This is a genomic window from Bacillus sp. 491mf (assembly GCF_900112415.1).
Lineage (GTDB): Bacteria > Bacillota > Bacilli > Bacillales > Bacillaceae_G > Bacillus_A.
The window spans coordinates 83,993-110,124 of the sequence record NZ_FOLV01000002.1 but is presented as its reverse complement, the minus strand read 5'-3'; the positions used below and the strand labels follow the sequence as shown (position 1 = coordinate 110,124).

Annotated in this window: 26 protein-coding genes; 12 read left to right on the top strand and 14 right to left on the bottom strand. The window is 35.1% G+C overall.

Features of this window, described 5'->3' with window-relative positions:
- The first annotated feature begins 105 nt into the window (after nucleotides 1-105).
- From BM211_RS03340 to BM211_RS03320, 5 genes are all read left to right on the top strand, one after another.
- A complete protein-coding gene (locus tag BM211_RS03340; RefSeq protein ID WP_090995092.1) occupies nucleotides 106-1,467 on the top strand; it encodes an MATE family efflux transporter in 1,362 nt (453 codons plus the stop codon).
- Nucleotides 1,468-1,638: 171 nt separating this feature from the next.
- On the top strand, nucleotides 1,639-2,109 hold the full coding sequence (locus tag BM211_RS03335) for a L,D-transpeptidase (protein ID WP_035435346.1): 471 nt from the start codon (nucleotides 1,639-1,641) through the stop codon (nucleotides 2,107-2,109).
- A 255-nt stretch (nucleotides 2,110-2,364) separates the two neighbouring features.
- Nucleotides 2,365-2,541, top strand: coding sequence for a hypothetical protein (locus BM211_RS03330; protein WP_035435348.1), 177 nt, complete (start codon nucleotides 2,365-2,367; stop codon nucleotides 2,539-2,541).
- 18 nt (nucleotides 2,542-2,559) lie between these two features.
- Nucleotides 2,560-2,709, top strand: a complete 150-nt coding sequence (locus BM211_RS26330) for a hypothetical protein (protein WP_035435351.1) — start codon at nucleotides 2,560-2,562, stop codon at nucleotides 2,707-2,709.
- A 228-nt stretch (nucleotides 2,710-2,937) separates the two neighbouring features.
- Entirely contained in the window at nucleotides 2,938-3,852 is a 915-nt protein-coding gene (locus BM211_RS03320; RefSeq protein ID WP_090995091.1) for a phosphotransferase family protein, read from the top strand.
- Nucleotides 3,853-4,059: 207 nt separating this feature from the next.
- On the opposite strand, the gene BM211_RS03315 is transcribed toward BM211_RS03320, so the two are convergent.
- Nucleotides 4,060-5,238, bottom strand: coding sequence for a M20 metallopeptidase family protein (locus BM211_RS03315; protein WP_035435356.1), 1,179 nt, complete (start codon nucleotides 5,236-5,238; stop codon nucleotides 4,060-4,062).
- Nucleotides 5,239-5,558: 320 nt separating this feature from the next.
- Here BM211_RS03315 and BM211_RS03310 point away from each other — a divergent pair, with 320 nt between their 5' ends.
- Genes BM211_RS03310 through dltD form a run of 5 tightly spaced genes read left to right on the top strand, consistent with a single transcriptional unit; the run spans nucleotide 5,559 to nucleotide 9,892 of the window.
- Complete coding sequence (locus BM211_RS03310) at nucleotides 5,559-5,705, top strand: teichoic acid D-Ala incorporation-associated protein DltX (RefSeq protein ID WP_035435359.1); 147 nt, start codon at nucleotides 5,559-5,561, stop codon at nucleotides 5,703-5,705.
- A gap of 12 nt (nucleotides 5,706-5,717) precedes the next feature.
- Nucleotides 5,718-7,232 carry a D-alanine--poly(phosphoribitol) ligase subunit DltA gene (dltA, locus tag BM211_RS03305; RefSeq protein WP_035435361.1) on the top strand — a complete coding sequence of 505 codons (1,515 nt, stop codon included), beginning with the start codon at nucleotides 5,718-5,720 and terminating at the stop codon, nucleotides 7,230-7,232.
- Nucleotides 7,229-8,422 carry a D-alanyl-lipoteichoic acid biosynthesis protein DltB gene (gene dltB, locus BM211_RS03300; RefSeq protein ID WP_090995088.1) on the top strand — a complete coding sequence of 398 codons (1,194 nt, stop codon included), beginning with the start codon at nucleotides 7,229-7,231 and terminating at the stop codon, nucleotides 8,420-8,422. Before dltA ends, dltB begins: the two co-directional genes overlap by 4 nt.
- 58 nt (nucleotides 8,423-8,480) lie before the next feature.
- Nucleotides 8,481-8,720: a D-alanine--poly(phosphoribitol) ligase subunit DltC gene (gene dltC / locus BM211_RS03295; RefSeq protein WP_020061867.1), complete on the top strand. Its 240-nt coding sequence runs from the start codon at nucleotides 8,481-8,483 to the stop codon at nucleotides 8,718-8,720.
- Nucleotides 8,717-9,892 (top strand): D-alanyl-lipoteichoic acid biosynthesis protein DltD, encoded by a 1,176-nt coding sequence (dltD, locus tag BM211_RS03290; protein WP_035435366.1) that lies wholly within the window; start codon nucleotides 8,717-8,719, stop codon nucleotides 9,890-9,892. The genes dltC and dltD overlap by 4 nt, the downstream gene beginning before the upstream one ends.
- A gap of 31 nt (nucleotides 9,893-9,923) precedes the next feature.
- Here dltD and BM211_RS03285 read toward each other — a convergent pair whose 3' ends face one another.
- Nucleotides 9,924-11,009, bottom strand: a complete 1,086-nt coding sequence (locus BM211_RS03285; RefSeq protein ID WP_035435368.1) for an NAD(P)H-dependent flavin oxidoreductase — start codon at nucleotides 11,007-11,009, stop codon at nucleotides 9,924-9,926.
- Between the two features lie 110 nt (nucleotides 11,010-11,119).
- Between BM211_RS03285 and BM211_RS03280 the strand changes: the two genes are divergently transcribed.
- Nucleotides 11,120-12,022 carry a S66 peptidase family protein gene (locus BM211_RS03280; protein ID WP_035435370.1) on the top strand — a complete coding sequence of 301 codons (903 nt, stop codon included), beginning with the start codon at nucleotides 11,120-11,122 and terminating at the stop codon, nucleotides 12,020-12,022.
- 423 nt (nucleotides 12,023-12,445) lie between these two features.
- Here the strand turns inward: BM211_RS03280 and BM211_RS03270 are convergent, their stop codons facing one another.
- Nucleotides 12,446-12,844, bottom strand: coding sequence for an SseB family protein (locus BM211_RS03270; RefSeq protein WP_090995083.1), 399 nt, complete (start codon nucleotides 12,842-12,844; stop codon nucleotides 12,446-12,448).
- A 332-nt stretch (nucleotides 12,845-13,176) separates the two neighbouring features.
- On the opposite strand from BM211_RS03270, the gene BM211_RS03265 reads away from it, so the two are divergent.
- Complete coding sequence (locus BM211_RS03265; RefSeq protein ID WP_035435375.1) at nucleotides 13,177-13,359, top strand: DUF3913 family protein; 183 nt, start codon at nucleotides 13,177-13,179, stop codon at nucleotides 13,357-13,359.
- Nucleotides 13,360-13,382: 23 nt separating this feature from the next.
- Here the strand turns inward: BM211_RS03265 and BM211_RS03260 are convergent, their stop codons facing one another.
- From BM211_RS03260 to BM211_RS03210, 11 genes are all read right to left on the bottom strand, one after another.
- Entirely contained in the window at nucleotides 13,383-14,408 is a 1,026-nt protein-coding gene (locus BM211_RS03260; protein ID WP_090995311.1) for a type II CAAX endopeptidase family protein, read from the bottom strand.
- Between the two features lie 135 nt (nucleotides 14,409-14,543).
- Nucleotides 14,544-15,320, bottom strand: coding sequence for an ABC transporter permease (locus BM211_RS03255; RefSeq protein WP_035435380.1), 777 nt, complete (start codon nucleotides 15,318-15,320; stop codon nucleotides 14,544-14,546).
- Nucleotides 15,320-16,222 (bottom strand): ABC transporter ATP-binding protein, encoded by a 903-nt coding sequence (locus BM211_RS03250; protein WP_035435383.1) that lies wholly within the window; start codon nucleotides 16,220-16,222, stop codon nucleotides 15,320-15,322. Before BM211_RS03250 ends, BM211_RS03255 begins: the two co-directional genes overlap by 1 nt.
- 14 nt (nucleotides 16,223-16,236) lie before the next feature.
- Nucleotides 16,237-17,028, bottom strand: a complete 792-nt coding sequence (locus BM211_RS03245) for a hypothetical protein (protein ID WP_035435387.1) — start codon at nucleotides 17,026-17,028, stop codon at nucleotides 16,237-16,239.
- Nucleotides 17,025-17,723, bottom strand: coding sequence for an ABC transporter ATP-binding protein (locus BM211_RS03240; RefSeq protein ID WP_035435390.1), 699 nt, complete (start codon nucleotides 17,721-17,723; stop codon nucleotides 17,025-17,027). The genes BM211_RS03245 and BM211_RS03240 overlap by 4 nt, the downstream gene beginning before the upstream one ends.
- A complete protein-coding gene (locus BM211_RS03235; RefSeq protein ID WP_035435393.1) occupies nucleotides 17,711-18,100 on the bottom strand; it encodes a GntR family transcriptional regulator in 390 nt (129 codons plus the stop codon). Before BM211_RS03235 ends, BM211_RS03240 begins: the two co-directional genes overlap by 13 nt.
- A 537-nt stretch (nucleotides 18,101-18,637) precedes the next feature.
- Nucleotides 18,638-20,020 (bottom strand): putrescine aminotransferase, encoded by a 1,383-nt coding sequence (locus tag BM211_RS03230; protein WP_035435396.1) that lies wholly within the window; start codon nucleotides 20,018-20,020, stop codon nucleotides 18,638-18,640.
- Complete coding sequence (locus tag BM211_RS03225; RefSeq protein WP_035435399.1) at nucleotides 20,021-21,514, bottom strand: aldehyde dehydrogenase family protein; 1,494 nt, start codon at nucleotides 21,512-21,514, stop codon at nucleotides 20,021-20,023.
- Between the two features lie 200 nt (nucleotides 21,515-21,714).
- Entirely contained in the window at nucleotides 21,715-23,844 is a 2,130-nt protein-coding gene (locus BM211_RS03220) for a sigma 54-interacting transcriptional regulator (protein ID WP_035435402.1), read from the bottom strand.
- 142 nt (nucleotides 23,845-23,986) lie between these two features.
- Nucleotides 23,987-24,235 carry a biotin/lipoyl attachment domain-containing protein gene (locus tag BM211_RS03215; protein WP_035435404.1) on the bottom strand — a complete coding sequence of 83 codons (249 nt, stop codon included), beginning with the start codon at nucleotides 24,233-24,235 and terminating at the stop codon, nucleotides 23,987-23,989.
- A gap of 296 nt (nucleotides 24,236-24,531) precedes the next feature.
- A complete protein-coding gene (locus BM211_RS03210) occupies nucleotides 24,532-25,881 on the bottom strand; it encodes an APC family permease (protein WP_035435406.1) in 1,350 nt (449 codons plus the stop codon).
- Nucleotides 25,882-26,132 lie beyond the last annotated feature (251 nt).

Genomic DNA, 26,132 nt, shown 5'->3' with positions numbered 1-26,132 from the left:
TTTTTTTCGATTTTATCCTAAATGTATGGATACGTATTCCTTTTCTAAATTCTTATTCAATAGTATGATTAAAGCGGTTTGTTTGTATTTTAGAAAGGAGTAAACATGAAAGAAACTACATCAATTTCACAAAAAATAAAACAATTTGTCTTATTATTTTTCCCCATTTTCGTTACACAAATATCATTATTTTCCATGAGCTTTTTCGATACTACGATGTCAGGCCATGCAAGCGCTACTGATTTGGCTGGCGTTGCAATTGGAACAAGTGTATGGATTCCAGTTAGTACAGGATTAACAGGTATTTTAATGGCCACTACTCCGATTGTCGCACATCTTATCGGTTCTAAACAAAAAGAAAAAGTCTCTCATATTGTGACACAAGCTGTATATTTAGCGATTTTTGTCAGTCTAATTGTTATGCTAATTGGCTTTTTTGCAGTTTCACCTATTTTACATGCCATGCATTTAGAGCAACAAGTTGCACAGATTGCTAGTCAATTTTTAAGTATTATCGCATTTGGTATCATTCCACTATTTGTCTATACAGTACTCCGCGGTTTTATTGACGCCTTAGGAAAAACAAGGACAACTATGATTATCACTTTACTATCTTTACCGATTAATATTGTGTTGAACTATGTATTCATTTTTGGTAATTTCGGTTTTCCTAAACTCGGTGGAGTCGGGGCTGCAATTGCCTCAACAACCACATACTGGTGTATTTTACTGATTACGATTATTATTATTTGTACGAAAGAACCGTTCTCTTCCTATGGTGTCTTTCAATGTTTCTATCGTCCCTCTTTATCCAAATGGAAAGAATTATTAAAACTCGGGATACCTATTGGATTTGCGATCTTTTTTGAAACAAGCATTTTTGCTGCTGTTACGTTATTAATGAGTAATTATAATACAACAACCATCGCTGCTCACCAGTCTGCAATAAATTTCGCGTCTCTTTTATATATGACACCACTCAGTTTATCTATGGCGATGACAATTTCTGTTGGATTCGAAGTCGGTGCAGCCAAGTATAAAGATGCTAAGCACTATAGCATAATAGGAATCGGATTGGCACTCACTTTTGCATGTGTTTATTCGCTCTTACTATTTGTATTTGATGAGCATATCGCTTCAATTTATACAAATGATCCTGTTGTACTCGACTTAACGAAACAATTTCTCGTATTTGCAATTTTGTTCCAATTTTCTGATGCCGTGGCTACACCAGTACAAGGTGCACTTCGCGGTTATAAAGATGTTAATGTCGCACTTATTATGACGCTCATTGCCTATTGGGTCATAGGTCTGCCGCTTGGTTATCTCCTCGCAACCTATACACCTTTGGCTGCAAAAGGATATTGGATTGGACTTATTTTAGGATTGGCTTTTGGGGCAATCTTTTTACTCGCTCGTTTATTACAAGTCCAAAAAAATATATTGGAGCAAAAAGCCGCTAAATAGCGGCTTTTTAATATCTAAAAAATACAATAAGAACAATCCTCTAATTTTTGTGTTCATTTATTTTTCAAATATATAATCGATAATCTGTAATATTTTAAAAAAAGGATAGGATTCCTCATAAAAGAGAGCTATAATAGATTTTGATATTTCGAAAAAGGAGATTAATTGAATATGAGGAAGATTATGATTGTACTACTACTATTCCTTTCTTCTATGCTTCCTATCAAACCAGTCAATGCAGAGACAAATCAGCAAGAACATTTGTTAATCGTCAATGTCGCGACTAATAAGATGGCATATTATGAAAAGGGTAAACTTATTAAAGAGTTTACAGTCGCTACTGGCAAAAGCAGCACTCGAACACCTTTAGGGACGTTCAAGATTGTCAATAAAATTAAGAATCGTCCATACTATAAAAGACGCATTCCTGGTGGTGATCCACGTAACCCATTAGGAGATCGTTGGCTTGGTCTAGATGTAAATGGAACAAAAGGAACTACATATGCTATTCATGGAACTAATAACGCAAGTGCTATTGGAAAATGGACAACACTTGGTTGTATTCGTATGTATAATGATGATGTGCACTGGTTATTTGACCGCGTTCCTGTCAATACAAATGTAATTGTTACAAACAAATAAAACATAACATCATTCTTTTTTTGAGAAAAAAGTTCTTTATTAAGAACTTTTTTCTTTTTGGAAATATAATTGTTTATTCACTATAATATGTTTTATGAATATAATTTCTCTTCTTCTTTCAGACTTCCCCATTCTTCATAATGATTTTCTCTATTTTTTTATATGTATAAGCTCTCATTCAACGCTTATCATACCGAGTGCATATTTCTTGCTTATAGCGCGCAACCTATCCATACGGCGAAAGGAGTTGCAACAATGGAAGAAACAGAAGAACAACAATCCCATCAAGAAGAATTTGCACCGGAAATTTCACCTAGTTATCGTCAAGATGTACATCCTCCCTCTCGTTATTCGAACATGTCGTTTTTAGTAGGAATTGTCGTGTTTGCAGCTGTACTACTATTACTTATTACCTTCGTATATTTTAAATAAAAGACAGGAGAAGTATATATGGATAATAACCGAGCAAATGTAAGCAAAAGGGTTGTAAAAACTCAAAAGGGTTATGCTGGAGATTCTTTAAACGAGCATAGAGCGATTGAAAATGCAAATCTTGAATTGAGTAAAAAGGAGATTGGGCAACAAAACGAGAACTTATGAGGCAAGGTTACTATAATAAAATCGATTTATACCAGTAAAAAAACATAAAAACCTCTCTCTTTTTTTGGGGACGAGAGCATCTGGCCGTGTATTGGAGCGGTCAGGCTTTTTTTTTGCCACAGGCTGGGTTTCTCATACGGAAGGAGTAAGTTTTCTACATAGTGGCGACTTGTATGTTGAGAGATTAAAATGAATTTATATGATTAATGAATGAAAGAGGCGATACAAATGATAAACTATACGTACTACATTCAAAAAGCGCTCCCGCACTTACCTATTCATTCCTTTCATCAAGATGAAAGCGGTTGGGATAATGTTGCTGTTATCGTAAACGATGAATGGTTATTTCGATTTCCTAGAAAAATTGAATATGCAAAAAAAATCCCTCGTGAAAAGCACTTATACGAAGCAATATTTCCTATACTGCAAGCTTTGCATATAGAAGTACCAAACTACCATATTCTATATGAAAACGAGGGAGATTCTATTCCTATTTGCAGTTACTATAAAATGATTCACGGCAAACCATTCAAACCATCTTACTTACATAATCTCTCAATGAGTGAAAAAACGAATATCGCTACACAACTAGCGTCATTTCTTGCTGCTTTACATACAGTTCCTACTACACTTGCAAAAGAGTGGGGCTTTCAAGTTGAGCAAACTATTAAATATTGGCAAGATTTATATACAAAACTAAAAGATTATCTATTTAACACCTTTACAATAGAAGAAACTAATCAATTGGACACACTATTTCAAAGATTTTTAGAGCAACTCTATACAAGCACTTCCTTTCAAACCGTTATTCATGCCGACTTAACACATAATCATATTTTATTTCATCCTCAGACAAAGAAAATTGCTGGCATCATTGATATAGGTGACGCACAAATTGGTGATCCTGCATTTGATTTTGCTGGGTTATACGCTGACTATGGGCATGACTTTACAGTAGAAGTGTACAACAAATATATTGCTTTAACGAACAACAAGGATACAACATTTTTCGAGCGAATTATCTCTTTTTATCAATATAGCCCTACACTCCATGATCTCGTATATGGTTTCGAAACAAACAATGAAAAAATAATTGAAACAAACAAACAACAACTATTACGAATTTTTGAGGGAATGCGCTAAATGCTTTCCTTTTTTTCTTCTCATGCTATTATTTATCCCTTTCATAGTACCCTTTTATTACTAGTAAATGACTATTTTTGAAAAATTGGTGAAAAGGTACAAGCTTGTCCGGGAGCCATTCATATACTATAAATGAGCATAGTTCTTTCTTAACCCTCTCTAACGGAAAGAAATTGAAGCAACTGCGATGTTCGCAGTTGCCTTTTTTTATTCTTTCAATAGTGCCATTGCAGTTTGCAAAAATAATTGTGCACCGCGAATTAACGCTGTTTCGTCTACATCAAATTTAGGATGATGATGCGGATAACATGTTTCTTTATTTTCGTTCCCTGTTCCTAGTTTTATAAAACAGCCTGAGGCCTTTTGTAAATACGCTGAAAAGTCCTCTCCCCCCATAGAAGGGGACAGCGAGGTAACGCTTTCTTTTCCAAACAATGTAATCGCACTATCTTCTACTATTTTCGTTACATACAAATCATTTATGACCGGGTTATATCCATACCGATACGTATATGTGTACGTTGCATCATGTGCTGCTGTAATTCCTTTTACAATTTGTTCAATAATCTCTTCAGATTCTTGTCTTAGTCCATTCTCAAAGCAACGCACCGTTCCCATAATCGTCGCTGTCTCAGGAATAATATTATCGGCCGTTCCACCATGAAATTGCGTAACCGAGACCACGCGTTGTTCAAATGCATCAGTCCGTCTTGAAACAAGATGCTGTAAATTTGTAATAATTTGTGCACCGATTACAATTGGGTCCACCGTTTGCTCCGGATGGGCAGCATGTCCTCCTTTTCCTTTAATTTCAATGGTAAATACATCAGGTGCCGCCATCATCGGCCCGTAAGAAATTCCTATTTGTCCACTATCTAGTCCCGACATGACATGTAAACCGATAACATAATCTACGCCATCCATAACGCCTGCCTGGACCATTTCTTGTGCTCCGCCAGGGTATTGTTCTTCAGCATGTTGAAATAAAAGACGAATTTCCCCTCCCCAGTTATCATCATATTTTGCCAAAGCTTCTGCTACACCTAATAAAATTGCCGTATGTGCATCATGACCACAAGCATGCATAACTTCTGGTACAGTTGATGCATATGGCTTCATTGTCTGTTCTTGAATGGGAAGTGCATCTATATCTGCGCGAATTGCAATCGTCTTTCCCGTACCTTTTCCTTTTCGCGTTGCCATTACACTGCATGCTGTTGGTCTTGTTAGATCAAAATAAGAAAATGAATGCAATGTGTCATATACAAACTGTGCTGTATGTTTTTCCTGAAATGACAACTCAGGGTGCTGATGCAAATAACGCCGCCACATACGAATATTGTCTTCTGAAAGGTAATATAACCAATCTACTTGAGATGTTTTCATTCGCTTCAACTCCCTATTCTGTTTTTACCAATTTTATTCCATCATGAATGACCGTATTCCCCTGTTTCATAAGAGTTTATGTACAATCTTAGTTAGAAGTAACAGATTCTTGTTTCTTTCCTATGCAAATAAATTACAATTCTATGTGGAATGTAATATAATTGTTAAGTTAGGGATTTTCTTTTTTAACATTTAGTGCTACTATCAGAAAAGAGCCTTTACGTCTTGTATTTACCTAAAATGTGGAATTTTTGTGTTTTTCAAAGTGATGTAGGATATGATACTTACATACGGATACTATTTTATAGAGGGGGACAGACATGAAAATATTAAAAGAAATATGGTCTCAACCACTCACGCAATGGATTGCAAAAACTTGTTACTACCTTGCGATTTTACTTGCTTTACTATGGTTGTATGGATTCCAAGATACAAATACAAGTACATTTATTTACAATGAATTTTAGGGTGGGAGCGTTATGAAGTTATTAGAACAGATTGAAAAATGGGCGCTTGAAACGCCTGACCAAACTGCTTTTGTTTGGCGAGATGCGAAAATTACGTACAAACAATTAAAAGAAGACTCTGATGCATTAGCACATTGGATTACTTCTCAATTTGGAGATGACCGTTCACCAATTATGGTATACGGACATATGCAACCAAAAATGATTGTCTGTTTCCTAGGGTGTGTCAAAGCTGGTCATGCGTATATACCAGTAGATCTTTCCATTCCAGCTGATCGTGTATTGCGCATTGCGGAAAGTTCTGGTGCAAAGCTGCTTTTATCTCCAACTGATATTACAGTGGAAAATTTACCAGTTGATATGATTGATGGAAACAAATTAGAAGATATTCTTCTTACTCATAAAGGAAATGTCCCAAATCCTGAACATGCAGTAAATGACGAAGACAACTTCTACATCATTTACACATCAGGTAGTACGGGAAATCCAAAAGGCGTACAAATTACGTATAACTGCCTTGTAAGCTTTACAAAATGGGCGGTTGAAGACTTCAATTTACAAACCGGACAAGTCTTCTTGAACCAGGCACCTTTCTCATTTGACTTATCTGTTATGGATATTTACCCATCATTAGTAACAGGTGGTACACTATGGGCAATTGATAAAGATATGATTGCACGTCCAAAAGATTTGTTTGCTTCTTTAGAACAATCAGATATACAAGTTTGGACATCTACACCGTCCTTTGCAGAAATGTGTTTAATGGAACCATCTTTCTCAGAAGGTATGCTTCCAAATATGAAAACATTCTTATTCTGCGGTGAAGTATTATCTAATGATGTTTCAAGAAAACTGTTAGAGCGTTTCCCAAAAGCTACGATTATGAATACATATGGCCCAACAGAGGCAACTGTTGCAGTAACTGGTATTCATGTAACTAATGATGTAGTGGAGAAATATAAGTCTCTTCCAGTCGGTTACTGTAAATCAGATTGCCGCATCATCATTATGAAAGAAGATGGTACAATCGCGGCTGATGGTGAGAAAGGTGAAATCATCATTGTTGGTCCAAGTGTAAGTGTTGGATACTTAGGAAGTCCTGAATTAACAGAAAAAGCATTCACTGTTATTGACGGCGAACGTGCTTATAAAACAGGTGACGCTGGCTATTTAGAAAATGGACTTCTTTTCTATAACGGTCGTCTTGATTTCCAAATTAAACTACACGGTTATCGTATGGAATTAGAAGAGATTGAACATCACCTTCGTTCTTGTTCATATGTGGAAGCTGCTGTCGTACTTCCAATTAAAAAAGGTGAAAGGTATGACTACTTATTAGCAGTTGTTGTTCCAGGTGAACATTCTTTTGAAAAAGAATTCAAACTAACATCTGCGATTAAAAAGGAGCTCAATGAACGATTACCGAATTACATGATTCCACGAAAATTCATGTATCAATCTTCTATTCCAATGACGCCAAATGGAAAAGTAGATCGTAAAAAATTATTGAGTGAGGTTACAGCATGACCCCATATGCATCATTTTATTTTTTCGCTATTGTAGGCATTTTGCTAATCCCTACCATTATTGCGGGGTTACAAGGGAAAATGCTACGCAAATATAATGCGGTCGTAACACTTATTATGCTGGCTGTTATCTTTTCAGATAAACCAATACAAGCTGTTGCACTAGCAATATTTGCAATTTGGCAATATGTTTTGCTTAAGGGCTACTTAACGTTAAGGCAGCGCGAAAACAAAACGAGTATTTTTTGCACCGCTGTTTTTTTATCGATTTTGCCGCTTATTTTGGTAAAAATCGTACCTGCTATTCCAGCTTTAAAATCAATCGTATTTTTTAATGATATACCAGCTATCAAATTAATCGTGTTTCTTGGTATTTCATACGTAACATTTAGAGCTGTACAAATGATATTTGAAATTCGTGATGGTCTGATTAAAGAAATATCACTATTTAAGTTTTGGGAGTTTCTTTTATTTTTCCCAGCGATTTCAACAGGTCCGATTGATCGTTATCGTCGATTCCAAAAGGATGTAGAGAAACCGCCATCAGCGGATGAGTATAAAGCAATGCTTTATACAGGAATCAATCGTATTTTCCAGGGCTTTCTTTACAAATTTATTATTGCGTACTTAATTAAAAACTATATTTTGGATGCAGCAATTTCTAAACAAGCTACATTTGTTTCATTTATGACTGATATGTACTCTTATAGTCTGTATCTATTCTTCGACTTTGCGGGATATAGTGCGTTTGTAATTGGTGTGAGTTACTTAATGGGAATTAAAACACCTGAAAACTTTAATAAACCGTTTATAAGTCGTAACATTAAAGACTTTTGGAACCGTTGGCATATGAGTTTATCATTTTGGTTCCGCGACTTTATCTATATGCGCTTTGTCTTTTTTGCGACAAAGAAAAAATTAATTAAAAACCGCTATACAATTTCTTATATCGGTGCATTTTTAAACTTTGGAATTATGGGCATTTGGCATGGACTAACGTGGTATTATATTACGTATGGCTTGTATCATGCAATTTTGTTTATTGCGTTTGATATATTTGAACGTAAAAATAAAAAGCTGAAGTTTTGGCCAAATAATAAATTCACACATGTCCTTGGAATTATCATTACATTCCACTTCGTTTGTCTCGGCCTTCTACTCTTCTCGGGTAACCTAGGCAGACACTTTTAGTTAAAAACTTCTTAGGAAGTTACACATAATACATTATGGATATAAAGGAGAATAAACAATGGCTGAATTTAAAGATCAAGTATTAGATATTTTAGAGGAAGTTTGTGAAAATGACATCGTAAAGGAAAATACAGATGTACAATTATTTGAAGAAGGAATTCTTGATTCTTTCGGTACAGTATCCTTATTAGTAGAATTCCAAGAACGTTTAGGCATTGAAGTGTCTATTTCTGACTTTGATCGCGACGAGTGGGCAACACCAAACATGATTATTAAGAAACTGGAAGATATGCGATGAAAAAACCGACGTTTGGCCCGGTGCTTCTAGCATTTGCTCTTTTTTGCGTGATGTTATTTATTCCATCACGCTTCCTTTTACCACTTATTGGAGAGCAAAAAGTAGACGATGCCGCAACATCTTTAAAGAAAGAAATGTTTCAAGGCATTGCTATGCAACAAAAAATGCTAGAAGATCCAAAATACCTTCCGATGTTTGGTTCATCGGAATTTTCTCGATTGGATGTGTACCATCCATCGAACTACTTTAAAGTAAAAAATCAAGAATTTACACCGTTTCTTATCGGTCGCGGTGGAACACAAAGTCTTACTCACGTATTAAGTCTAGCTTCCTCAATGGATCAGTTAGAAAATCGCAAAATTGTCTTTGTCCTTTCACCACAATGGTTTGTAAAAGAAGGTTTAGATGAAGTACATTTTGCACCAAACTTTTCGTCTCAACAAGCGTACCATCTCATCTTTAACAATGACATAAATCCTGAGATGAAAAAGCAAATTGCGAAACGCTTATTAAACTTTGAAATTGTTCGTAAAGACACACTCTTAAAAACTTCTTTAGAAGGAATTGTGTATAACGATACAAAACATAATGTGAAAGCGGCGGCAGCTAAACCATTTGCATACGTATATCGTAATATTTTAGACCGCAAAGATTTAGTTGCATCAATATTTGATATTAAACCGCGAAAAACACATTTAGATCATGAATTAAAATCCCTTGCTTGGGAAGAAATTCGTAACCGAGCAGAAAAAACTGGTGAACTGGAATCGAAAACGAATCCATTCGGCATTGAAGACCCGTACTATAACAAGGGAATTAAGAAGAAATTAGAACGTCTAAAAGGTTATCGAGCAAATGAATCATTCAATGAATCACCAGAGTATGACGATTTCCAATTAGTCTTAGACATTTTAAAACAATCACATGCAAAACCATTGTTTATTTCTGTTCCTGTTAATGGTCCATGGTACGATTATGCTGGATTCCCGAAAGAACGCCGTGATGTATACTATAAAAAAATTAATGAACAAATTGCTAAAGCTGGATTCCCAGTTGCAGACTTTTCAAGCCACGAATATGATAAGTACTTCTTAAAAGATACGATGCATTTAGGCTGGAAAGGCTGGGTATATGTCGACGAGACACTTCAGCAGTTTTATAAAACTAACTAAGGTGAACGCTTGAATTTTCAAGCGTTCTTTTTTACTTGTAGATTGTGCTTTGTAATCTAGTTAATGTTTCCTTCGTCTCTTTCACCACTCGCATAATCATGTGCTGGGCCTCTTCTGTTTTTGCTAATGACGAAGCTTGCCCTGCCCAAAGTGACATATACTCATGATTATTTTGTTTCACTGCGGCCTGGCGAATTTCTGTTGTTACTGCATTTTGAATTGGATACGCTGGAAATCGCTCTTCTTTACTTCTCATTTGTTCGATAAAAGCATTTTGAATTCCTCTTGCATACTTACCTGAAAATGCCCGTGTCATTGTCGTACTTTGATCTGTACTTTTTATAATTGCTTCTTTATGTGCATTATGAGCTGCACTTTCAAAACAAGTTAAAAATGCCGTTCCCATTTGTACTCCTTCTGCACCGAGTGCATAAGCTGCCACTACTCCCCGGCCATCCATAATTCCGCCTGCGGCAACAATTGGAATATGAGGGATCGCATCAACAAGCTGCGGAATCAGTGCAGTTGTTCCAATCATAGAATCTTGTTCTTTTCCTAAAAATGTTCCGCGATGTCCTCCTGCCTCACTTCCTTGTCCCACAATAATATGTACGCCTAAATCTTCCAATACCTTTCCTTCTGCTACATTTGTTGCCGTACCAATTATTTTGATCCCGTGACTTTTTAACAACTCTATTTCTTCTCGTGTTGGTGTATCAAAAGTAAAACTAAAAACAGGCACGTTCTCCTCTATAAGAACTTTCAGCTGTTCTTTATAATTCTCTGGTAACTGCACTGATTTCTTCACTATTTCTAATTGCAATTGTTCCCGAATGGGTTGTAGTAATTGTTGTGATTCTGCTACTTCTTTTTCATTCATTTGTATATCGTTTGTAATAAACAAGTTCACTGCAAAAGGTTTATCTGTTAACTGACGAATTGCACGTACTGAAAGGCGAATTTGTTCAGAACTCATATATCCTGCACCTAATGTTCCTAATCCTCCGCTATTAGACACAGCAGCTACTAACTCTGGTGTTACAACTGTTCCTGCCATTCCAGCTTGAATAATTGGATATGTAATTTGCAACTTCTCACATACTCGGCTATAAAACATTTTTTTCTCCCCTTTCTCTTATACTTTCTTGACCAATAAAACTATTTCCTTCTTTCTTCAATTATTGAAGAGCCATTACATGAATATAGTGTAAGAAAGGAGGGAATTTGATGCAGTACCCAAAAGCGTTACAATACGGAGATACCGTTATGATCATCGCTCCAGCAGGTCCTCCGTCTATTGAGCACATTCTGCAAGCAAAACAAAAATTCGAAGAGATGGGCTTATGCATTATCATTGGAAAGAGTGTACAAGAAAAACGAGGCTATTTAGCTGGAGATGATACCGTTCGTCTTCATGACCTACATGAGGCCTTTACAAACCCACATGTGAAAGGGATTTTTTGTGCTAGAGGAGGATATGGGACTGGTCGCCTTCTACCTTCTATTAACTATGAGCTCATTCGAGATAACCCTAAAATTTTCTGGGGTTATAGCGATATTACAGCTTTACATATCGCTTTCGGACAATTGGCACAACTCGTTACGTTTCATGGTCCCATGATGCAGGAAGTTGGAAAGGGACTTGATACTCTCTCTTTTTCCTCTTTCAAACAACTTTTCCGTCCGTACTCTATTATTTTAGAAGGGGCAGCGTTTCTTCATTCTTTCAATTGTTGCGTCACTGCTCCTCTTGTCGGAGGAAACTTAGCTGTCATTACAAGTACTCTTGGTACACCGTACGAAATTGATACAAAAGATAAATTATTATTATTGGAGGAAATCGGCGAAGAACCTTATCGCGTTGATCGTATGTTAAATCAATTACGCTTAGGAAAGAAATTTGAACAGTGTGCCGGCGTTATCTTTACAAATTGTCACAAGTGTACATCTACAAAACCAGCTTTATCTATTTCTGAAATTCTATATGATTATATTATCTCTTATAATATTCCACTATTGTATGACTTACCAATTGGTCATATCCAGCCAAATATAGGAGTTCCTCTAGGTGTCCCTGCTACAATAAATGGGCAACAAAAAACACTTTCTATCTCTTCTGGTATAAAGTGAAACTTCCATCAGTGAGGAGTCCTTCATCCTCCACCAATCAATCTTGAAGTGGGAATCTCATATTTCCCATTAATGCGAGGTAAATTTGAATAGAAATAATAAAGGAGAAGCAAAAAGCTTCTCCTTTATTATTTCTATTCAGTTATTCTTGTTGTTGTTATTGTTGTTATTTCTGTTATTCCAGTAATTCCAGCAACAGTTGTATTTGTTTTTGTTATTATTGTTGTTATTATTGTTGTTATTATTGTTGTTATTATTGTTGTTATTATTGTTGTTGTTATTGTTGTTATTACGGTTTTTCCAATTGTATAAGTTATCCCAGCAGCAGTTGTTATTGTTGTTATTGTCAGCCATATATATCCATCCCCCCCTTGGTCAAGCTACTAATACTATATGACGCAAAGGAAAAATGGTAACGGTACTTTATTGATAATAGTTAAAAATTCTTCCGGAAGCAATGTCAGCAATTTCTGGAGGTGTAAATGTTTTATCAAGATCTGTGCCGATATTTAAGACTGCTGTTGCTTCGGCATCAATGCTTTCAAATAACTCTTTTCCACGAATCGAAATAACAGGTACATCTTCCGGCAATGCAGCTTGTAAAAACGCAAGTTGCGTAAAGAATGGTAAAATCCATCTTCCTTCCCCTTGAAAATAGCGTAAATGCACGATTCCTTGTGTATCTCCTTCTTCTATATCAACTGTTCCTGCAACATAAACATGTGTTGTTAATAGTGTTTCATAAAATTCTTTTTGCTTTTGTTCATCTCCATCAGTTAATGCTAATAATGTTTCTAGTTTTTTTATTGGAATATGTGCCATACGCCCCACCCTGCTTTCAAAATTATTGTAATGTAATTATACAAAATATTCTTATTTTTTTCTATAAAATTATTTTTTTACTATAAAGCTAAGTAACTTCTCCTTTCTCAGTCCGCTAATAATAATCATTCTAGCTATAATTAAAACATTCAATAACAGCTTGTTTACATTGTCTTTTCAAAAATGGGTTCCAACTGATATCGAACATGTCCTCCCTCAACGAAAATATTTTTTGTTAAGTTTATTCAAAAAAACACGTAAAAACCTCTTACAATAAGCATAAAAATGTTTTATTATGTATTAAAATACAAAACTAAGAAAGGGGCACCACAGTGAAAATTTGGTTTTATGAAAAAATTAATAACACAAATGATTTACTCGGTATTTGGGATAACGTCCCTACTATTCCGCGAATTGGTGAGAAAGTAGAAATTTTAAAGAGAATACGTACTGTAACAGACATTAAATATACAAAAAACGGGAATAAATTCCATGTTGAAATTCTTATTTCTTAAAGAAAAAAGCTCTCCATTTTTCTTTAGGAGAGCCTTTCTCTTTCATCTGCTTTTTTTATCACAATTGTATCATTCACTAGTTCCACTTTTACATAATCACTTTCTTCTAAACCTAAATGATTGACAGCTTCATCAGGTAATTCGACAGCCATGTAGCGATCGGTGAAGACAACTTGACTATATGTAGCCTGCTCTGCAATCACGTCAGTTTGTTTTTCTTCTTGAATGATCCGCAATGATGGCAGTCCAACTTCTTTTACAGTGCGCCAATTTCGACGAATAAAGGGAATAAGCCATAATAAGCTAATAATAATGATAACAAGACCGATCCATAAATTACTCGGCGCTTGCAATTCAGCAATTTTTACTGGTTCTTGTGTGCCGCTATCAGTAAATTGAATAATGCTAACGACAGTATTGTTTAAAGCATGCACAATTATATTTGTCCATAAGCTTTTCGTTTTAATGTATAAAAGGCACATAACAACACCGAATAAAAAGGCACCAATCACATCTATGTGCCCAAATCCAAAAATTAGTGAAGAAATGATAACGGCCCGTTTCAAGCCCCACTTATACGCCATTCGGTTTAAGAAAAAGCCTCGAAAGATTACTTCTTCCATAATTGGAGCAAATATACAAGCTGAAATGACACTTAAAACTTTTGTAAAAGTAGTGCTCATATCAATTACATTTCCATCACTTAATAAATCAACTAAAAAGTCCGGAATTAGCTGAGCTAGTAAGTAAAATTGAACAAACGAAATGCCGAATGAAAATATCATTCCCATAGCCGTAGCAATTAAAATAAGTCGCCATGGAATGGATGATGGTTTATCAAAAAAACTTGTAAATACCACATTATGCTTTTTCATCTTATAAAACAACCACAGTAATGGAAATACAAAGAAAACGAAAGTGTCTGAAACAAATTCGAATACATTATTTCCAGCCCCTATTACTTCTAGCAAAAGGTATGTAATGAATGAACTTAAAATCATCCACCCAAAAAAACTACGAAGTCGAATACGTGAAAATGTAAGGTTAATAGAAAACACCTCCAACATGATATATCTATATTATAGTATCAATATGCTGTAATTTCTTCCTTTATTTATAAAATTAGCTCTGTATCATCCTACAACTCTCTAAAATAAATCCCCGCTTAAAGCGAGGATTTATTTTTATAGCACATCACGTTTTTGGAACAATGCACTCGAAGCAACGAGTAAAACAACAAAATGAGCTAACACAAATAACAAAGAAGTTGTAAAGCTAAACTCTGTAAATATCGGCTTTGCCCCTTGACTGAGCAACACATTACTATCATACATATTTAAATTCAAGTGAAACATTACAATATACTTTGCTATACCTTGGGCAAATTGGACGATTAGTATTTTTAACATTCCCTCTAGGAAGAAGAAAAACAGTGTAATAACTAATGGTAAAACTGATTTTCTAAAAATATTTGCTAATAAGAATGCAACTGTTGGATAAAAGAAGATCGGTAAAATATTATAGGCAAAACGTTTTACCAAAATTGCAAAGGTTACCGTCCCAATGTCCCCCCCAAATGCAATGAGGCCAATTAACATTGCTGTAAGTAAAGAAGCAATACATACGAATAATATCGCTAAGAGAACTGTAATATACTTTGAAAATAAGATCGTAACTCGCTTTCTCGGACGAATTAACAATTGTTTAATTGTCCCTTTTTGAAATTCATCTGTAATTGTGCGGGATGCAAGCGTTATTCCAAAGATTGTTGCAAACGTAGCAATCATGCCGATATTTTGCTCTGCATACATAATGAATCCTTCAATTTTGATTTCAGGCGGAGCCCATTTTTTAATAATAACTGCTCCTGCAATTTCTAATACTGCTAACACAACTAATAAAATATACATACTCTTTTTCGCATGTAACTTTAAAAATTCATTTTGAATTAATTTTATCATTACGCTTTCCCTCCCCCTGTAACTGCTAAGAACTCATCTTCTAATGATTTATTTTGAACTGTTACACCGTACACAAGAACATCAGCATGCACTAATTTTTTCACAAGTTGCGGAATATCCTCTTTCATGACAGATACAATAATTTTGTTTTCTTGTATAGTTCCTTTAATCAGTTCATTCGCTTCCTCTACTTGATCTACTTCAAACGCTACTACGATTTGTTCATCGCCTTTTACCTGTTCACGTAAACTATACTCTTGTACAAATTGTCCATTCTTAATAATAACGACACGATCACACATCAGCTCAATTTCACTTAATAAGTGACTTGATACAATGACTGCAATGTTTTCTTCCTTTGCTAAACGCTGTAAGTAATCGCGAATTTCACGAATTCCCGCCGGATCTAAACCATTTGTCGGTTCATCTAAAATTAAAATTTTCGGGTTATGCAGTAGTGCTTGTGCAATCCCTAAACGTTGTTTCATACCAAGAGAATATGTTTTTACCTTTTTATGTATCGCATGTTCTAGCTCAACTAGCTTTATAATTTCAGCAATCCGTTCTTTACCAATTGGTGTAACAGCCATATTCGCAAAATGCTTTAAGTTTTGCATTCCTGTCATATAATCATATAGTTCAGGATTCTCTACAATCGCACCAATATACTCTAACGCTTTCTCCCGTTCAGTACGTATACTGTGACCACAAATAGTAATATCGCCTTCTGTTATTGAAATCAGCCCTGTCATCATACGAATTGTCGTCGTCTTCCCACTTCCATTTGGTCCAAGAAAGCCGTACACTTCCCCTTCCTGTACTTCAAACGAAAGACCACGAATAATTTCAGCACTTCCTATTTTTTTATGAACATTTTCTAATTTCACCACTACATTTCCCAATGCCTATTCCTCCTTTAAACCTCTAATTTTTTGTCGATGATATAAGACGCTATGAATATGAAAAGGAAAGTCGATAACAAAACAAAGCATATATACGAAATACTTGCCCCTTCATTTATATAAAATGATGTTTCGAAAAAACCATTTTTATCTATAAATCCAATATGTTGAGTAGAGAATATATATTTGTCCATTTTTTCCAAGAGCGTAGTTATAAAAAATTGAATTACACCTAGAAGCAAAAAGAAAAATATAAATAATACTTTACTTAATAACGAGTTCACATCAAAAAGTTTTATAATTGCAATTATGAGGTATATAGAAACTAAAAAACCCGTTATATCTATAACCCATAAAAAGATAGAAAAGAAATGATGAAGCAACCCAAATTTATAAAAGTATTGCATCGCTCGTTGAATCTCTCCATTTGTGTTTTTCCCGTAAATATCTAATGAAAAAAAATGAACAAATCCTAAAGCTATTAATGACAATAAAACAACCATTATCGTAAAAAATAATAGGTTAGCATATATATATTTTTTAGCAGGAATAGCTGTATATCGAATCATAGAATTTTTTAACATTCTCCGAAATGATGAGACTGCTATTAATCCAATTGAAAATACCGTTATAGTAAATAATAATATAAACAAAACCAATATTACATTTTGTTTCATTGGAGTCATGTGCTTAGCAGAACCCATAAAATTGAATAAAAGAATAAGCGAGATTGTAATAAACCCTAGATAAATAATCCATATTTTCTTTTTATTACAGTTATATAAATAATGAAGAAGTGGATTCATTGTCCAAAAACCTCCTTGAACAACTCGTGTATTGCTTTTCCTCTTTGAAAACGAAGATCTTCTACATTTTCATGTAACACAATTTCTCCGTCCTTTAAAAAGATGACTTCATCAAATAAGTTTTCAATTTCACCGATTAAATGAGTAGAAATTAAAATGGTACTATCTTCACGGTAAAATTGAAGAATTAACTCTAATACATGCTCCCGTGAGACAAGATCGATTCCGCCAAGCGGTTCATCTAATACATACAGTTTTGCATGCCGTGAAAACGTTAAAATAAGTTGTAGTTTTTCTACCATTCCTTTTGATAAAGCATTAATTTTTTCTTCTAATGGAATTTTCAATTTCGCGATTGTATCCACAGCTTTTTGAATATCGAAATCTTCGAAAAAATCACGATAGAAAAACAAAGAATCTTTTACAGTCATCCACTCTTCAAATATAGGACGGTCGGACATGAATGAGACGATTTTTTTCGTTTCTCGATTTACTTTCTTATTAGCAATGAAAATATCTCCTTGAGAAGGATGCTGTAAACCGACAATCATTTTCAGCAACGTCGTTTTTCCGCTGCCATTATCCCCAACAAGTCCAATAATTTTTCCTTCTGTTATTTTGATATTTACATCTCTAATAACAGCTTTTAAATCGTAACGTTTCCACAAATTCTCTATTTCCACTAATTCTCGCATCTGTTCTCCCCCTTTTTCTCTTCTAATGAAGAATGAAGAATGGACAACATTTCCTCTTCTGAAAACCCTAAGTTGTTCATTCCATTTATAAAGACATGAAGCAACTCTTTCGCCATATCTTTTCGCATATCCATAATTTTCTCTCCTTCAGTTGCTACATATCTTCCCATTCCTCTACGCGTCACAACGATACCCTCGCGTTCTAACTCTTGAAATGTACGTTGAATTGTATTTGGATTCACTTGTAGCTCACCGGCTAATTCACGGACAGAGGGGATTTTACTACCAGGTGATAAATGACCTGTTGCGATTTCTTTTTTTATGTATTCCATCACTTGAATGTAAATCGGGATGTTGGGAGAAAATTCAATTTTCATTTCTTCCTCCTAATGTCATAGTGTACTAATCAAATAGTACACTATGACATTAAAAATGTAAATATTAACCTGCTATATTATTTTTTTAATATAACTGAAATTCACAGCATATTCTCAATAAAAATCTATATAATAACAATGTTATGTAAACTTATTCCTCAAAAAAAAGAGTGCCCTATACATATAGAGCACTCACCTTATTAAAAGTTACATACAAAATCATGTTTTTTGTATCTGTATATAAACCATTTCGCACATTTGGATTCATTTCATATGTAGTACTCACCAGTAAAACCCATTAGAATGAATATAGTTTTACTGGTTTGTTTTTACACTTTATCCCGCTATTCGTGGGCAGTAATACTCCCACCTCAAGATTCGACGAAAGCATTGTCCAGCTCTAGCGGCTAGAATCTCCGGCCGTTTCCGCTTTTCTTAAGAAGTTAGGTGGGAGATAAACTGCCCGTAAAAGCCCGATTGGTGAGGGCTAATAATCAGTGGGGGATGAAGAAAACCCCCACTGATTAAAGTTTCACTTTATTGTACTTTTACTTGTGCTAACACTGATTTGAAAGTATTGATTACCGTATCTACTTCTTCATAACTAATTGTAAGAGACGGTTCAATACGAATTGTTTTTGAATTAATTAGCGTTCCTGCAACAAGGATGCCTTGATCAAACATTGCTTTCGATACTTCATATCCAATTTCATCTTTATGGAACTCAATACCAATCATTAAACCTTGACCACGAATTTCAAATACTTTGTCTTCATGTCCTTCCGCTGCTTTTTTCAATCCGTTTAAGAAATACTCCCCAACTTCTGCAGCTCGTGCTGGTAAGTTCTCTTCCAATAAAACATGAATTGTTGCAATTGCAGCAGCACATGCAAGTGGATTTCCACCAAACGTTGTTGTATGCATGAATGGGTTATCAAACCAACTTTTAAATACTTGTTCTTTGGCAACAATTGCACCTGCTGGCATTACGCCTCCGCCAAATGCCTTCGCAAGACAGATAATATCCGGCACTACATCATACAGTTCTGCCGCAAACATTCTCCCTGTACGTCCCATCCCAGTTTGTACCTCATCAAAAATAAGCAATGATCCAAATTCATCACAGAGTTCTCTTACTTCTTTTAAATAATTTTCTGGAGGTAAAATAATACCGCCTTCCCCTTGAATTGGTTCTAGAATAACAGCTGCAACATCTTCACCTACTAATACACAAGTTTCAAATGTTTTTCTCATCATCTCGATATCGCCAAATGGAACGTGACGGAAACCTGGAATTAATGGTAAGAATGGTTTACGGAACATTCCTTTTGCTGTTCCAGATAAAGATCCAAGACTCTTACCGTGAAAGGCACGTGTTGTTGAAATGAAAGTTGTTCGTTCACTATACATTTTTGCTAATTTTAATGCCGCCTCCACACTTTCTGTCCCACTATTTGTAAAGAAAGCATATTTCAAATCACCAGGTGTAATATCTGCTAAAATCTTTGCAAGAATCGCACGAAGTGGATCTAGTAGATCCTGACTATGCAATGCTTGACGCTTTAATTGATCTGTTACAGCTTTCACCACTTTCGGATTACGGTGTCCAACATTATAAATCCCAAATCCACCTAAACAATCAATATATTTTTTTCCATTGATATCCATAAAACAAGATCCTTCATCAGACCATTCTACTGCTGCAAATTGTCCATCTTTTGTTACTGTTTTTCTGTAGGCAAGAAAACCAGGATTAACATGCTCTCTAAATCCATCTACTGTTTCTTTTTGGATCCAGTTCGCCTCTTCTTCAGAGACCTTTTCTTTTTCAATTAACTGCAGTACTTTCATAATATAATCATTTACATTTGAATTGTTTACATCCTGCTCATTTGATTTACTTTCTATATTCGTCACCATTTATTTCACTCCTATAGTCTTTTTATTTGCAAACCAACCAATTGGTTCTACTTCTAGATTTATATTAATCTGCTTAATTTCTTGAAATTCTTCTAAACCAAACGTTCCTAAACTACGACCGATCCCACTTTGCTTATATCCGCCCCAAGGCGCCTCGTTGTATGTTGGATGATAACTATTAATCCATGTAATCCCAGCGCGAAGCTTGCGGATTACGCGCATCGCTTTTGCCCCATCAACAGTAAACACCCCTCCAGCTAAACCGTAATCTGTACCGTTTGCTAGCTCAATCGCTTCCTGTTCACCTTTAAACTTTTGGATTACTACAACAGGACCAAAAATTTCTTCCTGCACAATACGCATTTCAGGTTTTACATTGACAAAGACCGTTGGTTCAATAAAGAAACCATCACCTTTTCCATCCGCAAGTATACGCTTTCCTCCGCAAGCAATTTCTGCTCCTTCGTCTTTCCCAATCTCAATATAGCGTAATACTTTTTCCATATGCTCTTGACTTACAAGTGGTCCCATCTCTGATTCTAGGTTATCACCAGGTCCAACATTAATTTGCTTTGCTCGTTCTACGAAATGAGTAACGAATTTATCATATATACTTTCCTCTACAAGAATTCTCGATCCCGCTGAACACACTTGTCCAGTACCTGCATAAATACCAAACAGCGCATAATCAACAGCGGTTTCAAAATCTGCATCTGCAAAAATAATATTTGGAGACTTCCCGCCAAGTTCTAGCGAAATCTTTTTCATATTATCCGCCGCTGTTCTCATAATGTGCTTTCCTGTTTTCGTTCCACCCGTAAAGGAAATCATGTCAACTTTATCACTTGCTGCAATCTCGTTTCCTACTGTTGGTCCAGCTCCCATTACCATATTTGCAACGCCTTTTGGCATATTTACTTTCTCAAGGATTTCAAATAATTTTGTTGCAGTGACTGGTGTCACTTCAGAAGGTTTAAATACAATTGTATTTCCAGCTGCTAAAGCAGGTGCAATTTTCCAAACACTCATTAGTAACGGATAATTCCAAGGAACAATTAAACCACAAACACCAACCGGCTCTCTGACTACCATAGCTTGCATTGGATCAGCTACATGATATGTTTGGCCATCTGGCTTTGTAATAAGCCCAGCATAATAACGGAAGCAAGCTGCCGCATCCCCAATATCACCTTCTGCCTCGCGATGTGTTTTTCCATTATCCATTGTTTCAAGACGTGTAAGTTCTTCCTTATTTTTATCAATTTCATCTGCTATTTTAAATAAATAAGATGCTCTTTCAGCTGCGGATGTTTCTGGCCAAATTCCGCTCTCAAAAGTCGCTCTTGCCGCTTCTATCGCGGATTTCACATCCAGGATCGTTCCTTCAGGCGCATATGCGATAACCTTGCCATTCGCAGGGTTAATAATAGGTCGTTTTTCTTGATTACTAGACTCTTTCCACTCACCGTTTATATACATTTTTAAATCTAGCACTATTTAATCCCCCTTTGTCGATCGTTCATATATTATATAAGCAATAATTGTGCCAACATTTAAAATACCAAGTAATCATACATTTCTTTAAATAAAACGCATGAACCTATGCATTTTTGCATAGGTTATTACATTTTGAATAATTACAACAAAAATAATAAAGAGAAAGGAGTCGTCCCATTAGACTTCCCCTTTCTCTTTTAGAAATATGAAATTGTATCAACTGCTCCTCCCTTTTCATTCATGATTTTTTGAAATTTACGACTTACCGAAGATTGGCTAATACCAAGAGCCTTTGCGGCCTTCGTCGTCGTTTTATACTGCTTCATCGCAAGTAAGATTAATTGCTCTTCTACAGAATGTAATGCTTCTTGTAATGGCAAGACCCTTGTAATAACTGGCTTAGATTTTTTAAAGTCATAACCAGGTGTTAAAAATTTACCAACAAATTCAGCATCAATAACTGGCTCATCTGCTGATACTACTAAACGCTCAATCATATTTTGTAATTCTCGTACATTTCCCGGCCATGAATAAAATTCTAATAAATTTAGTGCATCAGGGGTTAAATGGTAGTTTTTATTATATTTTTCATTTAATTGTTGTAAGAAGTGAAATGCGAGTACTGGAACATCTTCCATTCTCTCCCTTAACGGAGGAACTTGTAGTGGAATTACATTTAAACGATAAAATAAATCTTCACGGAACGTACCAGCTTCCACCATTTTTTCGAGACTTTTATTTGTAGCCGCAATAATTTGAACGTTTATTTTCGTAGGAACTGTGCTTCCGATTGGAATTACTTCTTGCTCTTGTAACACTCTAAGTAATTTCACCTGCAAATGTAATGGCATTTCGCCAATCTCATCCAAAAATAAAATTCCTTGATCCGCTCGCTTAAAATATCCTTCTTTTCCGTTTTTATCCGCACCGGTAAAAGCACCTTTCGTATATCCGAACAGTTCACTTTCCAATAATGATTCTGGAATTGCACCGCAATTTAGTTTTAAAAACGGCTTTGAATATCGATTTCCTAGTTGATGAATCGCTTGAGCAATCACTTCTTTTCCAACACCCGATTCTCCAGAAATAAGCACATTAGAAGAAAAATCAGCTATTTTTTTAGCTTGATTAATAATTTGTTCCATTTTCGGACTGCAATAAATAAGTTTCTTAAGAAAACGATCTTTATTTTTAAAGTTGTCCAATTCCTTTTTATATTGTTCAGATATCTTTTTCATCTCATGCAATTCCATTTTTAATCTCGTTGCCTCGGTAATATCCCTTGATGCAATAATAATGCGGTGCAGTTCTCCTTGTTCATTAAACACAGGGTTTCCAACCGCTAATATTTTCCTACCACTTTTCGTTTCTTGTACAATCGACACCTTTTTCTTTTTCTCTAGTACTAAGCGAGTAACAGATGGACTAAATAATCCTTTCCGCTCTAAATCTAATAGATTTTTTCCTAAAAGATTCTTGAGATCTCCTCCCCAAAAATCATTAATAATGGTTTCACTATAACGAATTAATTCCCCTTTATGATTGACTACTAATATTTCATCATAAATACTAGATAAGATTGCATGTAAATCTTTATTTAAATCCTTTATATATTCAATTTCCATGGCCATATCCTCAACCATTGGCAAATCTTGTACAATAATAATCATTCCTTCAATACTTTGATCAAAGCTAGGGATTGGACTATAATCAACTAATACTCCCATCTCATTCGTTATTTGTAACTGATTTAAAATCGTTTTTCTCGTTGCATATACATTGTTAATATGTTCACCATTAAAAATCTGTTCTGCTGGGACATTCAACACTTTTTCAGCAGTAGATTTAATCATCTTTAAACCAGATTCATTACAATTTACAATTTTCTTTTCCCGGTCGACTATAAAAATCCCCATTGGAATAGACATTAAAATAATTTTTAGTATATCTACACTTTTATTTTCCTGCCTAAATAATTCTGCAAAAACATCCTCTCTTCTTATGTACCCTTTTAACTCTCCTATTTCATTTTTCACAATAGCAATAGGTGCCCCAATAATTTGAAAGAGAGCTGTTAAGGAAATATTTTTGCTAAGGTGACAAATTGTATTTAGTGAAACAGCATTTGCAAGTAATGCCTGGGCAGTTAATTCCTCATTTTTTGATAGCAGTTCCTCCACATGGACGTATGCAAATAATTGATCTTCCCTTTTTAAGAACAGAAAAGGCTCTTTTATATTTTTAACATCTATATTCCATTCCTTTTCAGGTTGATCAATAGGTAGAGAAACAATCTGTCTAATTTTTTTATGAGCAATGGAAAACATTCCGCTTCTCCTCCTTCGGGATACTTAATATGTATTGTATCACTAAAAACAGATTTTTTTAATTAATCTGACAATATATGTTTTCCTTTAATTGAATAGAAAAAGGAAGATGAATGCTACCATCTTCCTTTTTACTCTCTCATTAATCACTGCCACTATTTAAAATATCCTCTTGAATATAAGCTAATACCATCCCTGGAATTACCTTATCTCCCGCTTCTACTTCTAAAGACTGTACTTCTCCACTACATCCCATTTTAATCACTTCCATCTGACCATTCATATTTTTAATAGCAAACAGTGGTTCCCATTCATAAATTCGTGATTCCCTATTAATTGACACTTTTTCAACCGTTCCATAACATGGACTCGTAACGATTTCATAATACAAAATGAATCATTCCCTTCTTTTATTCTATTCATATTGTTCTGCTAACATTTGTAACTGAAGAATCATATGGAAAAAACTTCGGAAATCTTCTACATCTTCTATATATTTTTACTAGTTTTATAAAGCAATAATCGTGCCAAATAAAAAATATAACGTTTATTCAGCCTTCTCTCTGATACTGATTTACAAATTCCCTCTCTTTCTTTATGAATTGTTGAATACCTTATGCAAGCTTGCATAAATTTCATTTCCCCAACATAAAAAACATCGGAAAAATTCCGATGTTTTTTGTTATTTTATATTTCCTGCACTTCTTCAAAATGCATTTGCGGTGGAGCTGATCGGAACATGTTCGTAATATACAACAAGTAACCAATTCCAACAGCAGCCCAGCTAAGTCCAAGAATTAGCGAATGAATATTGAGGTTAAACCATAACACAGCTACTGTACCTGCTCCGAAAATAGGTAGAACTAAGAAATTAAAAAAGTCTTTTGCTGTTTTATATCTTTTTTGCTTGATAACATAGTAAGCAATGACAGATAAATTAACAAAAGTAAATGCAATAAGCGCTCCGAAATTAATAAGAGATGCTGCTGTTTCTAAATCGATAAATATAGCGGAAAGTGAAATTATTCCCACAATAATAATGTTATATACGGGAGTTCGCCAGCGAGGATGAATGTATCCAAATATCTTCTGCGGGATTACATTATCCCGCCCCATTACGTATAATAATCGCGACACACTTGTATGAGAAGCTAAACCTGATGCCATTGTTCCCATAAATGTTCCTACTAAAAAGAAAGTTTGAAATAGTTTTCCACCAACGTATAGCGCGATTTCTGGTGCCGCTGATTCTTGATCTTTAAATACGGATGCATCTGGAAAAAAGGATTGTGTGAAATACGTAGTACTAATAAATAAAATGCCGCCAATTAAAGCGGTAAGAAAAATAGCCCGAGGAATTGTCTTCTTCGCATTTGGTGTTTCCTCCGAAAATGTAGTTACTGCATCGAAACCTAAAAATGAAAAGCAAAGAATTGTGGCCCCTGCAACGAACGATGATATTTGTATATCTGATTGAAAAAACGGCCGAATGGAAAAAACTTTTCCAGTTCCTTCTCCTGCTAGCAATCCTTTTACAACAAGAATTACAAACACAGCCATTACTAATATTTGAAACACGACTAAAAATGTGTTGAAATTAGCAGTGACATTTACACTAATAATATTTATAAGTGTAATTAGTAGGACAAATCCAACGACCCATATCCAAGAAGGAACACTCGGAAAAAGTGCAGACATATAAATCCTCGTTAGTAGTGCGTTCACCATTGGTAAAAACAAATAATCCAATAACGCTGACCATCCAACAAGGAATCCAAGCCTTGTACTAATTGTCTTCTGTGTATACGTATAAGCAGATCCCGCAGTAGGAAAAACCTTTACCATTTTGCCGTAGCTTGCAGCTGTAAATAACATTCCTGCTAATGCAATAAGATAAGCTCCAGGAACATGACCACCTGTTTTTTCAGAGACAATTCCAAATGTATCGAATCCCACCATCGGCGTCATATACCCGACACCTAGCATGACAATTGACCAAAGTCCCAATGAACGTTTTAAACCAACTACTTTCCCCACCTATCATTCCTCCTACTTTCTCTATCTAATTCCCATGTAACGTTTGATAATTAAACTGAAAACGCTTTCAATAAATCGCGCATATTACATACCGCACTCCAGCCTCCCTTTTTATTTTTAAAATATTCATGCAATTTTTAAGCCAAAATTTTTTGGGTTAAAAAATTAAAAGGATAAGCCCATTTTTGCGCTTCAAAGATACACCAGGTGAGTTTATTTTCTTTACATTTTTGTTGGTTTTTTATTCATTT